This is a genomic window from Pantoea sp. S61, from assembly GCF_016625145.1.
GTDB lineage: Bacteria > Pseudomonadota > Gammaproteobacteria > Enterobacterales > Enterobacteriaceae > Pantoea > Pantoea rwandensis_B.
On sequence record NZ_JACVUO010000001.1, the window covers coordinates 628260 to 643130 of the forward strand.

A 14871-nucleotide genomic window follows, 5' to 3' on the forward strand; every position below is an offset into this window, starting at 1 on the left:
GAGATGACGGAAAGAGCCTACTATTTCAGCGATCTGCTGGAGATGGATACGGAAGTGGTGCGGTGTGAAGCGCAGGAAGATGGCCGGTTTCGTGTGCAACTGGCGGCAACGCTGTTCCATCCACAAGGCGGCGGGCAACCTGCTGACCAGGGCACGATAGGTGAGGCGAGGGTGTTACAACTCGTTCAGGAAGAGGGTGAGTTATTGCATATTACCGACCGTGAAGTGGCGCTGGGTCGCGTGCATATCCGAATTGATGCGGCACTGCGTGAGCTGCACACACGTTACCATTCGGCAGGACATCTGATTGCGTATGCCGGAGAGAAGTTTGGCTGGTTAGGCTACAAAGGTGATCATCGTCCCGGCAATGGACGTGTTGTTTTTAAACCGCAGGGCGAACCGCAACCCGTTGATGAATCGGCAATCGCTGAAGGTGTCGATGCGCTGGTGGCGCAGGATCTCGCACGCGTGCTACGGGATGACGCCGGACGAAGAATGGTCAGTTGGGGCGAGTTGACGCCGTATGCCTGCGGTGGCACGCATGTGCCGCGCACCAGTGAAATGGGTGAAATCGTGATTACCCGGGTTAAAGCGAAGAAGGGTGAACTTTCGGTGCAGTATGAAGTGCGAGATTGATGAGCAGGCGCATTAACGCCTGCGCTGCGTTACTTAAATTCATCTATTTTTAATTGTGCGAAAGCCTGATCGACATCGTTATAGGTTTGTGAGGTGGTATAACTGCCAGACAGTTGCCAATAAAAAACCGGCGCGCCAGGCTCTTCGCTACTCTCCGCCACACGATAGCGAGAGAATTTTATTTTCGCGGCTTCAGTTAGATCTTCATTGTCCTGATTTGATGAGAACTTCATTGCGCGAATCAGGTAATAAACGCCCTGAATCTGATGCAATTCAAAGCCAATGATTTTGTCAGACGAACCTGCCAGGCGGAAATCTGACCAGGTAAATCCGTCATCATCCGGGACCGGTAAAATATACGCGTTGCCGTTTTTATTGATGAACGCAGATAGAGTCTGGCTGGGATGTGAGGTGTTATTGTCAAAGGTGGCTGAGATCAGTAAATCCGGGACGCCATCCTGATTAAGGTCGATACTATTCGCCCCTGCCAGCAACTCGACTCGCGTAGCAGCCTGAGCGCCGAAAACGGTGCAAAATGACAGAATGAGAAACGCATAAGTCTTTAACTTCACTGCACGATTTCCTTACCGGTTTAAGACAATATCAGGGATTAACACCTCAATATTGAAAGACAGCATGGCATTGCTGCCTGATAGCCATCATGGCGTATTCGACGTTTTTGCTCTGCATGAGCGCTGAATTATGTGTGTTTTTGCCGGGATGCGAAAGGGTGAGAGGAGTAATTAAATTCAGAGCGATTCACTGATGAAGTGCGTCATCCATTACGCACTTTGCTACAGGAAAACGGGCCTAACCTTGACGTCTTTCCTTAACTTTCAACTCAGACCTGCGCCATGCCGCCATCCACGAAAAGTTCGGTGGCATTAACAAAGCTGGAAGCATCGGATGCAAGAAACGCCACTACCTGACCAATTTCACCCGGTTCACCCAATCGACCCAATGGCACCTGGGCGGCTAACGCATCGAACAATCCCTGACGCTGATCTTCCGGCACTAAATCGCCCAAACCCGGCGTGCGCACTGGGCCAGGGCTCACCACGTTGACACGAATTCCGCGATCTTTCACATCCAGCGCCCATGAACGGGCAAAGTTGCGCACGGCGGCTTTACTGGCGCTGTAAACACTGAATCCTGCTGTGCCCTGAATCGACGTGGTAGACGCGGTTAAAATGACCGAGGCTTTGTCGCTTAACAACGGCAGCGCCTTTTGCACGGTAAACAGCACACCACGCACGTTGGTGCCAAAGATACGGTCGAAGTGCTCTTCAGTAATCGCACCTAGTGGCAACATATCGCCGCCGCCAGCATTGGCGAATAGAATATCGAGCCGGCCCGCCTGGCGCGCAATCTGAGCATACACTGCATCCAGATCGCTCAACACGGAAGCATCAGCGCGAATGCCGATTGCCTGTGCACCGATTAGCGTGACAGCAGCATCCAGTTCTGGCTGGCGACGACCGGTGATAAACACGCGAGCGCCCTGTGCTGCCAGCGCCTGGGCAGAGGCTAAACCAATCCCGCTGGTGCCGCCGGTGACTAAGGCAATTTTACCGTTTAATGATGTGTTCATGAGTGTTCTCCCAAATGGATTTAAGTGTGTGATGACTGCGTTGCAGTGCATGGGAGGCAATGTAACCCTGCGTGGTTTAGCGATAAATGGTGTAAAATCGAAATCACTATTCCTGTGTGTGGATAATTATCATGGATCAGCTGTTGGCGATAAAGGCGTTTGCACGCGTGGTGGAGGCGGGGAACTTCACCCGTGCGGCCGATTTACTGGATATGCCCAATGCGACGTTGAGCAAACTGGTACAGGAGTTAGAAGGGCATCTGGGTGTGCGCCTGTTACAGCGCACCACGCGACGCGTCACCGTCACGCCTGAGGGACGAGATTATTACGACAAAGCGCTGCGTATCGTGCGTGACTTAGAAGATATCGACGGGGCTTTTAATGTGGTAAACGGAACGCCGCGCGGGTATCTGCGCGTTGATATTGGGGGCTCAACGGCGCGTGAGGTACTCATCCCACTGCTACCGGATTTCGTTGCGCGATTTCCTGAAATACGCCTCGATCTTGGCGTATCGGACCGGGCTGTGGATCTGATTAGCGACAATGTCGATTGCGTCATTCGTGGCGGTCCACTGGGTGATTCATCGCTGGTGGCGCGTCATCTTGGTGATGCTGAGATGATCACCTGCGCGGCACCCGCTTATCTCAAAACTTACGGCGTGCCAGCTTATCCGCAAGAGCTTAAAAATGGGCATCGCTGGATTAGCTATTTATCTCCGCAGAGCGGACGCGCCTTCCCGCTGCGCTTTCTGCAGGGTAATGAGAAACAGGAAATGAAAATCGAGCATCGCATTGGGATTAATGAGAGCAATGCTCATCTGGCGGCGGCGGTGGCAGGATTAGGTATCATCCAAACTTTCCGATACGCCGCAGCCGCAGATTTAGCGTCAGGTGCACTGGTGGAAATACTGAAGGATTGGCGTCCCGCCAGCTATTCGTTTCACGTGGTGTATCCGCAAAACCGCCATCTGACCCAGCGTTTACGGGTGTTTATCGAATGGTTGCGGGAAGTCTTTCCTGCACGACTCAATGGATGACAAGCCTGAGGCGATCTGTTAACTTTTTGTTTCTGAACTCCCTATTTTGATTACAGGCCTGCGTAAATGACACTTTCAGCCGCACTTTCCCCGTCATACGAACATGGCCTGTATGCGATCTGCTGTCCTCCACCGCCTCCTGCACGCGTTGTGGTTCGCTAAGAACCGACATTCTTTCACGCTTAAATTTACAACGTTTGTTTTAGGAGCATTTTCATGCGTTCTTCGTCTTTGACGTCGCAAGCGGCGACGTCGGGCTTCGTGCTGCTGTGGGGCAGTGCGGCCATCTTCTCACGCCTTGGTTTGGACAATGCCTCACCCATCGCGCTATTGATTGTGCGCTTCAGTGTTGCGCTGGCTGCATTATTGCTGGTGGGTCTATTTCGACGTCGATGGTTACCCGATGCAGGCAGCCGAAAAACGGTGATGTTCACCGGACTCATGTTGATTGGTGCCTATTCGGTGTGTTACTTCCAGGCGATGGCCGAGGGTGTGACGCCCGGTTTGATTGCCACCATTATGGGCATACAACCGATCCTGACCCTCTGTATTGTGGAACGGCGCATGCAGGGCATGCGATTACCGGGACTCATGATCGCCTTAGCGGGATTGGTTCTACTGGTATGGCGCAGTCTGTCAGCATCACAATTGCCGTTGAGTGGCATTGTCTTCGCGTTGGGTGCACTGCTGTGTATGACATTTGGTGCCATCATGCAGAAAAAAGTGTCACAGCATCCCGCACAGATACTGCCGTTACAATATGCGGTGAGCCTTGCGCTGTGCGCGTTGTTACTGCCGATCAAAGCTTTCCATATCGATTTTACGTTGCACTTCTGGATCTCCGTGCTGTTTCTCGGCGTGATGATCTCAGTGGTGGCGCAGTTGCTGCTTTACCGACTGCTGAGTGCGGGAAGCATCGTTAACGTGACCAGTTTGTTTTATTTGGTCCCGATCATTACAGCGGTGCTGGATTACCTGCTGTTAGGTAATGCGTTGCCGTGGTCGGGGATGGTGGGAATGTTGGCTATTCTGCTTGGCATCATGCTGGTATTCCGCGCGCCGCGCCTGAAAACTTCGGGCTAAGATCGAGTAGGGCGCATCAATCTTGATGCGCCGTTCATTGGGGTTAAACCGTGCCGGTGCCCCCATCAGAACACCAAACCTGTCCCGACGTGAAGCTATTCGTCGTTTCCGCAAACGTCACGTAGAGCGGCGCAATTTCAGCGGGCTGACCGGGGCGACCCAGTGGCGCAGTAGCGCCAAATTTCTCCACTTTTTCCTGCGGTTGGCCGCCACACACCTGTAGCGCAGTCCAGTACGGGCCGGGGGCCACGGCATTTACGCGGATTTGATCTTTACCTAACTGTTTCGCTAAGGCTTTAGTAAAGGCCACAATCGACGCTTTGGTCTGGGCATAATCCAGCAGGATTGCGCTAGGATCATACGCCTGCACTGACGACGTGTTGATAATCGATGATCCGGCCGGTAGATACGCCAGCGCCGCCTTGGTTATCCAAAACATGGCATAAACGTTAGTCTTAAACGTCGCATCAAAATCTTCCGTTGAAAGGGTGCGAATCGATTCATTGAACTGCTGGCGACCGGCGTTGTTGACCAAAATATCCAGACCGTCCAGTTTCGTCGCCGCTTCCTTCACCAGTTGCTGGCAAAAGGATTCGGAACGGATATCACCCGGAATGGCAATCGCCTTACGACCTTCCGCTTCAATCAGTTTGATCACCTCCGCCGCGTCCTGTTCTTCGTCGGGCAGATAATTTATCGCCACGTCGGCACCTTCACGCGCATAAGCAATGGCCACCGCACGGCCAATCCCAGAATCGCCGCCGGTGATCAGCGCTTTACGACCGGTTAAACGACCGGTGCCACGATAGCTGGTTTCACCATGATCCGGACGCGGTTCGATTTTGGCGGCCAGCCCAGGAAAATCCTGCAATTGTTTTTTAAAAGGAGGGGTTGGATATTGATGGGTAAGCAACGTTTTGTTAGTAAATGAACTCATCGTAATCTCCATGTTCTTCGCTATAGATAAAATAAGCTTGGCATAAATGTGATATATGTCACGTCAAAAAATGACCAATTGAAATTTCGTGGGTTAAGCGAAGCGTTATTGTTGCTGTAGCGATATGAGTAAAAGGAGTATTTGCAATGGGGAGCGAAGACCAGAATAAGCGCAAGACGTCAATCATATATCGCCGTTGCACTTATTCTTTTGCCAGTGGAACATCCCGGCATCCTTGTCGGTGGGGCGACTAGCACGCCCGATGCGGATTAAGATCCTTTGTTACTGCTTTTCCCGCCTTTTTTACCGGCTTCGGAAGCTTTCTCGGGGTTGTCTTTAAAATTCCCGCCGCTACTGCTTTGTCCACCTTTTTTACCCGCGTCAGATGCTTTTTGTTTGTCATCTGCGAAGTTTCCTGAACCGCCTCTATGCTCGGCCATAAAATGCCCTCATTCATGCATTGCGATTACATAATCGTGGGTAACATCACACGTTATGTCCAGACTGCAAAATTAAGGTTAGCGCCACTGGGGATATTAACAAGCGCGGCGGCAGCGTATTTTAATTTTGAATCGACAGATGCGATTTTTATTTTCTTAAGCAGATGAATTGCGAGGTTTAATATTATATATAAATAATCGAAGCGCAATTAGCGCTTCGATTATCAGTAAGAGCGTTTATTGCGCAGGCATCCGGGCGAAATAGGTTCCGCTGTAAGGAATAGGCAGGAAATCATGGAAGATTTGCTTCAAGGTTTGCTCGGGTTCGATATCTGCGAACAGCTGCGGATAGAGCGTTTTTGCCATAAATTCCGTTGCCGCGATGTGCCAGGGGCTGAGGTAAAAATTCATCCAGATGACCGCGGAGTGGCCGTTGCGCAATGCAGCTAACTCGCGCAAACCGTTTTGCTGCGCAGTCAGTCGGGCAAAGCTATTTTGCACCGCAGGCAGCGACACTTCGGGCCCGAGCTTGAGCAATCCCTGCGCCTCGTTATCGCCAAATCCAGTGGCAAAATAGTCATCCGGCTGTGCCGCGATCACCATTTCTTCACTTAAGCGACCAAACACCCCGTGCTGCGTTTTAGCCGCGATATTGTCACCGCCCGCGGCGTTTAACAGTTCGCCAAGGCTACCTTTGACGGCGGTGACACAACATTCATTCCGGCGGCCGAGGTGCAACTGCAACAATACCGAAGGCTTCGCGCCGTGATAACTGGCCAGCCGATCACGAATCACCTGCATATGTGCGTCATAAAAACGGTTAAAGGCCTGCGCGCGTGCTTGCTGATTCAGCACCTCGCCAAAGATCTCAACGCTGCGACGGGTATTCTTCAGAAGATGCACGCGCAGATCGATTTTCACCACCGGAATATGGGCGGCTTTCAGCATGCTCACCAGGCGCAGATCGGCATCATCGTAGCGCGCCAGGCTCGGCAGGATCACCACATCCGGTTTGAGCGCCAGGATCTGCTCAGGATTGATGGCATTCGGGCCACCTGAACCGAGGGAAGGGATGTTTAACATTTGCGGAAACTGGCGCGCAAAACTGTTCCACGTCTGGCTATCGTACTTTTTCAAATCCTGAGGCCAGGCAACGATATGCTGAAAGGGATTGCCCGGCTCCAGCAGCGCCAGCGTATACAGCATGCGGCTTTCGCCCAAGACAATGCGCTGCGGATGGTCAGGGATATCTACCTGATTTCCGTCAATATCCGTGACGGTTTTTGCCAGCGCGGCGCTGCTGAGTACCAGTAAGAAGCAGGCCAGAACAATCAGCATTGGCCCCCAAAGGGAACGGGCGCGCCGGGCGCCCGCTTTAACAACAGAATCAGAACTCAACGCTGGCCTCGACCATCAGGTTACGGGTTTCCCCTTCACGCACGCGCAGATTGCCGCCGCTGGAGGTGTAATAGTGTTTATTGAACAGGTTGTTCAGATTTAGCTTAAGCTGTGTCTTTTCACCAAACAGCCGATTGTTCCAGGCGATAAAGCTATCCGCCACCACGTAATCCGGCATCGTGAAGCTGTTCTCAGGATCGCCGGCTCGCGAGCCGACATAGCGCGCACCGCCACCGACGCGGGAATCACCGGGAATGCCGTTAATACTGAGACTGTGGCTGAGATAGAGTGCGCCCGAATGACGCGGTGCATTTTGCAGCCGATTGCCATTGTTAGCAGAATTTACGCCATCATCGACGATTTCAGCCTTATCGTAACTGTAGTTAGCGCTGAGATCCCAGCCCGGCAGCACTTCGCCGTTCAGCTCAAACTCTGCGCCGCTGGAACGCGCTTTATCAATCGCACGCGTTGTACCGTTAATGCTGAGTGACATGTCACGTTCATCTATGCGGTAAAGCGCGACACTGGCAAACAGCTTGGGCGATATCTGCCATTTACTGCCGACTTCCCAGGTCGTGCCCTGTTCAGGTTTACCGACATTGCCGTCATCGTCCACATCGGTGGAGGGGGTAAAGGATTTGCTGACGCTGGTGTAAAGCGAGACATCCGGGGTGATTTTATAAATCAGGCCCGCCTGCGGCAGGAATTTATTGCCTTCGCTGTTCAGTGTTTCCACCACCGGATCAAAGCCTTTAGACGCGCGCTGCTCGTAATGCTGATAGCGCCCGCCAAGCACGGCAATCCACTGTTCTGTCAGTGAGATACTGTCTTTAGCGTAAACCGAACGGCTATGAATGCGATTCAAATTATTGGCGTTGGCGGTGTTTTCCGTGGTGCTATTGGTGACCGGCGACAGGATGTCGTATTGCGGATCGGTAAAGTTAAACCCGGTATTCGATTTTCCCTGATACTGATGCGCACGATAAGTCTGGTTCATTTCATAGTCAGTCCCGATCACCACATCGTGCGTCATACCCAACAGCTGTTGCGAACCGAGCAGATCCCATGAAACGTATTTAGTTTTGTGGTTAAAGCCGCGGTTAGCATCTGCCCGACGCGTGACGACACCGGTGGTGGGATTGATGGCGGTAACGCGTACTTCGTTGTTGTCGTATTGGCGCTGATTCCAGCCAATAGTGACGCGCGTGCTCCAGTCATCATTGAACTGCCAGTCATAATGCGCATTAAGGGTTTTATTGTGGCCCCAGGCGTGGTTGGCCTTGTCGTCGAGACGATCCTTGTAGCCAATATCCAGCGGCTTACCATTGATAAAGGCGGTGCCGCGATCGTACGGAATATCGTATTGATAATCTTCATAGCTCACGAGGAAGCTGGCGTTTTCGCCGTACCACTGTAACGAAGGCGCAATCAGCGTATGCTTTTCGCTGCCAAAATTGCGCCAGTAATCCTGATTCTGCTTTTCGGCAATCAGGCGAAAGGCAAAGCCGTTGCCCAGCGGGTCGGTGACATCGACGGTTCCGGCGCCGCCACCTTCGCTGGAGGAACGGCCACTGATTTTGGTGTGCCAGTCATATTGCGGTTTTTTGCTGACAACGTTAATCACCCCGCCCGGATTCTGGATACCGTAAAGCAGGGAAGCCGAGCCTTTCAGCACTTCGACACGTTCGGTGGTGGCATCAAAATTTAATCCCTGGCTGCTGCGAATGCCGTCACGATAGATCGAACCATCGGAGTTGCTGCCAAATCCACGACGCACAAAACCATCTTCGGTGCCTGCCAGGGTATTGCCCTCCGTGACCCCACTGACAAAGCGCATCGCATCAGCGAGACTGGCGGCTTGATAGTCTTCAAGCTGTTGCTGAGTCACCACGCTCACCGATTGCGCTTCGTTCAGACGCGGCGTGGCGGTTTTGCTGGCAACGGAGCTGCTGGTGGCGTTGTAGCCTTGTGGGCTACTTTCCTGCGCCGAAACCGTGAGGGTATTGTTGCTTTCCGCTGCCAGACTGCCTGCGGCAGTGAGAACGCTGACGCCGTATATTGCGGCGATAATGGCCGGATGACATGTGGTTTTAAAAGCGAAATTTTTGTTGTTATTCATTTAAATAAACCTGGTGTTGGTGCGGAATTAATCTCGTCCATGAAACGAAGCTAGGATTAAATTTTTCCAGCAGAGAAAAATGCATGAAATAAGCATTCCCTGTGGATCATGCGACCTAAACTGAGATGGCGTGATGTTATTGAGAATCATTCAAACATGAAAAAATGTAGTAGTAAATGGAAATAATGACGTGGATACTACAGCATGAATGCAGTCCATGATCGCCATTTTCTTTTGAGGATTATTTCTAGTAAATAGATTAAAAACAGACACATGATTTGATGTCTTATTGTGGTTTAACGACCCACCCTAGAGGCGCGCTAACTCTCAGAGAGCTGGATTAAACAGGAAATATCACTACAATGCAGTGCCTAAATGGGGGACGGAATCACGCCCTGATGACAAACAGGTAAAAAGATGGCCGTAAATAAAATTAAAAATCGGGTTGATGTATTAGGTGAACGCTATCGCGCACGCGCCCCGTCATTATCGTCCAGCCTTCAATCCGTCGCGCGATATATCCACGATAATCGTGAGGCAATATTAGATGCCACCGCAATGGAAATAGCGGATGTGACTCACACCTCAGATGCCACCGTGGTGCGTGCCATTCAGGCATTGGGATTTGCCGGTTTGCGTGATTTGAAAACCACGCTGAAAGCCTGGTTTGGCCCGGCGATGAATTCAGAAGAGAAGATGAGCGCCACCGTCAGCGAACTGTCGTGTGACATCAATTCGGGCATCGATTTCGTGTTGGGCGGCCATAAACGCGCCTGCGATGCCCTCTCGGAACCCCACAACCGGCAAGCGGTCGCGCAGGCTGTCGCGATGCTGATCGACGCGCGACAGGTTGCGCTGTTTGGCATTAATGCTTCAGGAATTCTGGCGGATTACAGTGCTCGCCTGTTCACGCGTATTGGCATTCCTGCCGTCACGCTCAATCGTTCGGGCATTGCCCTCGCCGAACAGTTGATCACCTTACAGCGTGGTGATGTGCTGATCATGATGGCGCAGAAATCTGCTCATAAAGAAGGGCTGACCACCCTGAAAGAGGCGAAGCGACTGGGGATGCCGGTAATTTTGCTGACCAATGCCTTAGATTCTGCCTTTGCCAAAGAAGCGGATGTGATTATCAATGTGCCGCGCGGTGGGGAGAATGGTCGTATGCCATTGCATGGCACCGTGCTGGTGTGTCTTGAGATGTTGATTTTGTCGGTGGCTTCAGCAACGTCATCGCGCACGGTAAAAACCATGAAACGCATTCAGGATCTCAATCGCTCACTGAAGCCCACCGGCAAAAAATAGCGTAATTAATTGTCAGAGGTACGCGGCGTGGCGGCTTTGACCATTCCGCTGCGCGTGACAAGCCACACCGCCAGCACAATCAGCAATGCACCGCCGATAAAGCCCTGATAGATCTGTTCGTCCAGCACTAACCAGCCCCACAGGATACCAAAAGGCGGGATCAGGAAGGTGACGGTGAGGGTGCGCAGCGGACCAATATCGGCCAGCAAACGGAAGTAGATGATGTAAGCCAGCGCGGTGCAAATAAAGCCGACGGCCAGGATGCAGGCCCAGACTTCAGGGATGTGCCAGTTCGCCGCAGGCGTTTGCGGCGCGCTGAAGGCAAAGAAAGGCAGCAGGAACAGAGAGGCGCCCAGCTGGCTGCCGAACGCGACTTTGGTGGCATCAAGCCCGCCGCGCGAACCAATCCAGCGCTTAGCGAGAAAGCCGGCAAAACCGTAGCAGGTGGTGGCGACCAGACATGCCGCGATGCCGAGCACCAGCGCGTGTGAGAGCACCCCTTCACCAGTGGTACTGATCAACAAAATGCCGACAAAACCGGCCACCATGCCCAGCACTTTACTTACGGTCAGTTGTTCATTAAAGAATGCGGCGCCTATCACGACGCCCATCAACGGCGCGGTGGCGTTGAGTATCGCGGAATAACCTGCGGGCAGCACGCGAGCGGCGAGGCAATACATCAGGAAAGGTAATCCAGAGTTAATCACACCCAGCAACATTGCCCAGCCAAGTTTGCCTTCGAAGCGGCGCGGAATGCGTAGCACCGCCATCACGATGATTAAACCTAATGCGCCACATAACACGCGCAAAAAAGCCGTATTCACCGCACCCAGCGCGGGAACGGCAATACGCATAAAAAGAAAACTGGCTCCCCAGATAGCCGCCAGCAGTAATAGTCGCAACGAGTCCGATGTTCGCATGGTTCAGATTTAATCATTAGAAAGATGGGCTGACATCATAGCAAAAATTCTTAACACTCAAAGCGATGTCGCGGTGCTATGTTACTTCGCTGCATTACAAAAAACGGCGAGGGAATGAATGCATTGGGAGTCTGAAAGGCTGCTGTATCGACCGGTTGAACGCACGGATCTGCAGGCGCTTTTTCGCATCTATGGCGATGCGCGAACACATCAATTTAACCCGCGCGGGCCTTATCCAAACCTTGATCATGCGCGAGAAGTGTTATTACGCAGAATCAAAGATCGCGCCATTCATGGATTCGATGATTGGGCCATTATGGAAAAAAGCGATCCTCAGCATGTGATTGGTTTCGGGGGCGTATTTGTCAGCGAATTCAACGGGCGCAGAACTAACAACCTGGGTTACCGTTTTGAGCCGGATGCCTGGGGAAAAGGCTATGCGACAGAACTCGCGCATCGTGCCATCCGCCACGGTTTTGAAGACCTAAAGCTGAGAGAAATCGTCGGTGTGGTGCGCGAGAATCACACTGCATCGCGCCGAGTACTGGAAAAGGTCGGGATGACTTTCCTCGAAAGGGTGTTTAATCCGCAGGATCCACCCGCCAGTTTAATGTTCAACATCACGCGCCAACAATGGAGAGAAAGAAATGGAACTGAAGATTAGTAAACTCACGGCAGATGATTACGCACAGTGGAAATCGCTGTGGTTAGGCTATCTCGACTTCTATGTCAGTGAGGTCACAGAAGAAGTCACCAATACGACATTTCAACGATTGGTTGCGGAGGGCGAGCCGATGCATTGCCTGGTGGCGGAGGAGCAGGGCAAATTGACCGGGCTAGTGCATTTTATCTGCCATCGCAGCACCTGGACCATGGGTGACTATTGTTACCTGCAGGATCTGTTCGTCAGCCCTGACGGGCGTAAACAAGGCACGGGTCGCGCGTTAATCGCAGCGGTGAATGCTGCCGCTGAGGCGTTGAACTGCTCGAAAGTGTATTGGATGACGCGTGAGAATAATTACCGCGCACGAGCGCTGTACGATCAGGTCGCGGCGAAGACGGATTTTATTCAGTATCGTATTGCGCCCTAATTCGGGATCTCATTAGCACCCTTGCCAATCCTTAACCCCATCCTGTACCATTTGGGAATCGATCATTTCCTAAATGGTAATTCCCTTACCGCAAACTCTAATCTCGACACGAGAACGCGGCCAACCATGCCAGTCCAGGAACGATGATGTTTTAGACCTATCCGACTAAAATTTTAACCAATTAGGAAGTAATCATTTCCATTTTAGGAGTCACCGATGAAGGCCTCAGAATTAAAAATAACATCGCGCTGGTCACAACCTGTCGCCAATCTGCCTGGGTTTTCCCATCATTACGCCACGGTAGACGGTGTTCGCATCCACTACGTCAGCGGCGGCAACCCACAAGGTGAAAGCCTGGTGCTGTTAGCCGGGTTCCCGCAAAGCTGGTTTGCGTGGCGCAAGGTGATGGCTCTGCTTGGTGATCGTTACGCCATTATCGCGCCCGATCTCCCCGGTCAGGGGGACTCTGACAAGCCTAATAGCGGCTATGACACCACTTCTCTGGCAGAAAAAGTACAGGGCCTGCTGCAGCAACTGAACATCCATCACTACTATCTTGCGGCACATGATGTTGGCGCATGGGTCGCCTGGCCGTTTGCCCTGCGTTATGCCAATCAGATAAAAAAACTGGCACTGCTCGATGCGGGCATTCCTGGCGTGACCTTACCCGATGCGCTGCCCGCCACGCCTGATAAGGCCTGGAAAACCTGGCATTTTGGTTTCCATCTGCTGCCGGACCTGCCTGAAGCCTTAATTGCCGGGCGCGAAGAGATCTATCTGGAGTGGTTCCTGAAACGCAAAGCCGTCAGCCCAATGGTTTTTGACGCGGAGGATATGGCGGAATATACGCGCTTGCTGCAACAAAACGGGGCATTGCGCGCAGGCATGGCGGCCTATCGCGAAGTGAGCGTCTCTGCCGAACAAAACCGTGCGTTGTTACGTGATAACGGCAAGCTAAGGGTGCCGTTACTGGCTATCAGCGCCGATCAGGGTTCGATCCCCGATGTGGCGATTCCGCTTCAGGAGTTTGCGGCTGAGGTTTCAGGCATCAAAATCGCGCACTGCGGTCACTTCATCCCGGACGAGCAACCGCAGGCGCTGGCTGAAGCACTGCGCGAGTTTTTTAGTTAGTTGCGCAGACTGGCGATCTCCACACGTTGACCACTGGCAGAGGAGCGCACCATCGCTTCAATGATTTGCTGATTCTCCAGGCCAAAGCGGAAGTCCGGGAAACAACCGGCTTCGCTGCTGAGGCCTTTAATCAGGTCGTATATTTCGATGACTTTCACATCGAAATATCCCAGGCCACCGCCTGCGAAATCGAAGCCAAAGAAGCCACCAAATTGCTCGACCTGAGAACCGGCATAAATAGTTTTGAAACCACGATCGTGCCTGGCATCACCATAACGTGCAATCTTCAGCTCGTTAAAACGCTCTCCGTCCATGATGATGGTGCCTTCAGTGCCCGAGATTTCCCAGGCAATGCCAAACACTTTACCTGCGGAAATGCGCGAAGATTCAATCACGCCACCGGCGCGATTCTCGAACGTGACCAGCGCCTGAAATTGATCGTCGTTTTCCACTTTTAAACGCGCCGCCTGCTTATCCGCTTGTGCGCCATAGCCTGAGCCACCACCCGCCGCAGGGCGCGTTTCAATGAATAACTGCTCCTGACCTACCACGCTCTTGATCGGTCCCATCAAATATTGCGCCACACTCACCACGTGTGAGCCTAAGTCACCAAGCGAGCCAGAACCGGCCTGTTCGCGCGAGCAACGCCAGCTCCATGGCAGTTCGGGATCGTTGAAGAACCCCTGATCGAACCAGCCACGGAAGCGGGTCGGTGTACCAATGTCACCGCGGTCGATCATCTGCTTCGCCAACTGCGCCGCTGGGGTTTTGATGTTATTGAACGCCATGATGGTTTTCACGCCAGCGCGCTCAGCTTCTTGCGTCAGGATTTGTGCCTCCTGCAACGAAACGGTGAGGGGCTTTTCACAGTAGACATGTTTGCCGGCGCGAATGGCGGCGAGTGCCATGTCAAAATGCATGCTGTTAGGCGTGGTGATATCAACAATATCGATTTCAGGATGGTTGACCAGCGACTGCCAGTCCGCCGTGCTGTGCTGGAAGCCGTAACGTCGTGCTGCTTCCTCGGCCAGCGCAGGTGTCACATCCGTCAGCGTATGCAAAACCGGCTGTAGCGCCAGGTTGCGATAAAGTAAGCCTGCACGACGCCATGCATCAGCGTGCGCCTGGCCCATAAAGCCTGAACCTATCAGGCCGACATTCAGTGTTTTTCCAGCCATCAGCG

Annotated in this window: 15 protein-coding genes; 7 read left to right on the forward strand and 8 right to left on the reverse strand. The window is 52.6% G+C overall.

Going from position 1 to position 14871, the window contains the following annotated elements; all coding sequences use genetic code 11:
- The first annotated feature begins 3 nt into the window (after window positions 1-3).
- Window positions 4-636, forward strand: coding sequence for an alanyl-tRNA editing protein (locus IAE30_RS03140; RefSeq protein ID WP_200678228.1), 633 nt, complete (start codon window positions 4-6; stop codon window positions 634-636).
- Window positions 637-665: 29 nt separating this feature from the next.
- Here the strand turns inward: IAE30_RS03140 and IAE30_RS03145 are convergent, their stop codons facing one another.
- Together IAE30_RS03145 and IAE30_RS03150 are read right to left on the reverse strand one after the other, a co-directional pair.
- Window positions 666-1208: a CpmJ protein gene (locus IAE30_RS03145; protein WP_200537562.1), complete on the reverse strand. Its 543-nt coding sequence runs from the start codon at window positions 1206-1208 to the stop codon at window positions 666-668.
- 269 nt (window positions 1209-1477) lie between these two features.
- Window positions 1478-2227, reverse strand: a complete 750-nt coding sequence (locus IAE30_RS03150; protein WP_200678226.1) for an SDR family oxidoreductase — start codon at window positions 2225-2227, stop codon at window positions 1478-1480.
- Between the two features lie 131 nt (window positions 2228-2358).
- On the opposite strand from IAE30_RS03150, the gene IAE30_RS03155 reads away from it, so the two are divergent.
- Window positions 2359-3264 (forward strand): LysR family transcriptional regulator, encoded by a 906-nt coding sequence (locus IAE30_RS03155; RefSeq protein ID WP_200678224.1) that lies wholly within the window; start codon window positions 2359-2361, stop codon window positions 3262-3264.
- Between the two features lie 210 nt (window positions 3265-3474).
- Window positions 3475-4347, forward strand: coding sequence for a DMT family transporter (locus tag IAE30_RS03160; protein ID WP_200537809.1), 873 nt, complete (start codon window positions 3475-3477; stop codon window positions 4345-4347).
- Between the two features lie 43 nt (window positions 4348-4390).
- Here IAE30_RS03160 and IAE30_RS03165 read toward each other — a convergent pair whose 3' ends face one another.
- The 4 genes from IAE30_RS03165 to IAE30_RS03180 all read right to left on the reverse strand — a co-directional run bounded on the left by IAE30_RS03165 (window position 4391) and on the right by IAE30_RS03180 (window position 9241).
- Entirely contained in the window at window positions 4391-5284 is an 894-nt protein-coding gene (locus tag IAE30_RS03165) for an SDR family oxidoreductase (protein ID WP_200678221.1), read from the reverse strand.
- 269 nt (window positions 5285-5553) lie between these two features.
- On the reverse strand, window positions 5554-5724 hold the full coding sequence (locus IAE30_RS03170; RefSeq protein ID WP_072050596.1) for a general stress protein: 171 nt from the start codon (window positions 5722-5724) through the stop codon (window positions 5554-5556).
- Window positions 5725-5961: 237 nt separating this feature from the next.
- Complete coding sequence (locus IAE30_RS03175) at window positions 5962-7062, reverse strand: ABC transporter substrate-binding protein (protein ID WP_200678220.1); 1101 nt, start codon at window positions 7060-7062, stop codon at window positions 5962-5964.
- A 49-nt stretch (window positions 7063-7111) separates the two neighbouring features.
- Window positions 7112-9241 carry a TonB-dependent siderophore receptor gene (locus IAE30_RS03180; protein ID WP_200678217.1) on the reverse strand — a complete coding sequence of 710 codons (2130 nt, stop codon included), beginning with the start codon at window positions 9239-9241 and terminating at the stop codon, window positions 7112-7114.
- Between the two features lie 417 nt (window positions 9242-9658).
- Between IAE30_RS03180 and IAE30_RS03185 the strand changes: the two genes are divergently transcribed.
- Window positions 9659-10546 carry a MurR/RpiR family transcriptional regulator gene (locus tag IAE30_RS03185; RefSeq protein ID WP_200678215.1) on the forward strand — a complete coding sequence of 296 codons (888 nt, stop codon included), beginning with the start codon at window positions 9659-9661 and terminating at the stop codon, window positions 10544-10546.
- A gap of 5 nt (window positions 10547-10551) precedes the next feature.
- Here IAE30_RS03185 and IAE30_RS03190 read toward each other — a convergent pair whose 3' ends face one another.
- Entirely contained in the window at window positions 10552-11466 is a 915-nt protein-coding gene (locus IAE30_RS03190) for a DMT family transporter (protein ID WP_200678213.1), read from the reverse strand.
- A 118-nt stretch (window positions 11467-11584) separates the two neighbouring features.
- Between IAE30_RS03190 and IAE30_RS03195 the strand changes: the two genes are divergently transcribed.
- The 3 genes from IAE30_RS03195 (at window position 11585) to IAE30_RS03205 (ending at window position 13688) form a co-directional block, all read left to right on the forward strand.
- Window positions 11585-12130 carry a GNAT family N-acetyltransferase gene (locus IAE30_RS03195; RefSeq protein ID WP_200678211.1) on the forward strand — a complete coding sequence of 182 codons (546 nt, stop codon included), beginning with the start codon at window positions 11585-11587 and terminating at the stop codon, window positions 12128-12130.
- Window positions 12114-12557: a GNAT family N-acetyltransferase gene (locus tag IAE30_RS03200; RefSeq protein WP_234472656.1), complete on the forward strand. Its 444-nt coding sequence runs from the start codon at window positions 12114-12116 to the stop codon at window positions 12555-12557. The genes IAE30_RS03195 and IAE30_RS03200 overlap by 17 nt, the downstream gene beginning before the upstream one ends.
- Before the next feature lie 216 nt (window positions 12558-12773).
- Window positions 12774-13688 carry an alpha/beta fold hydrolase gene (locus IAE30_RS03205; protein WP_200678209.1) on the forward strand — a complete coding sequence of 305 codons (915 nt, stop codon included), beginning with the start codon at window positions 12774-12776 and terminating at the stop codon, window positions 13686-13688.
- Here IAE30_RS03205 and IAE30_RS03210 read toward each other — a convergent pair.
- Window positions 13685-14866, reverse strand: a complete 1182-nt coding sequence (locus IAE30_RS03210) for a Gfo/Idh/MocA family protein (RefSeq protein WP_200678207.1) — start codon at window positions 14864-14866, stop codon at window positions 13685-13687. The genes IAE30_RS03205 and IAE30_RS03210 overlap by 4 nt on opposite strands.
- Between the last annotated feature and the right edge of the window lie 5 nt (window positions 14867-14871).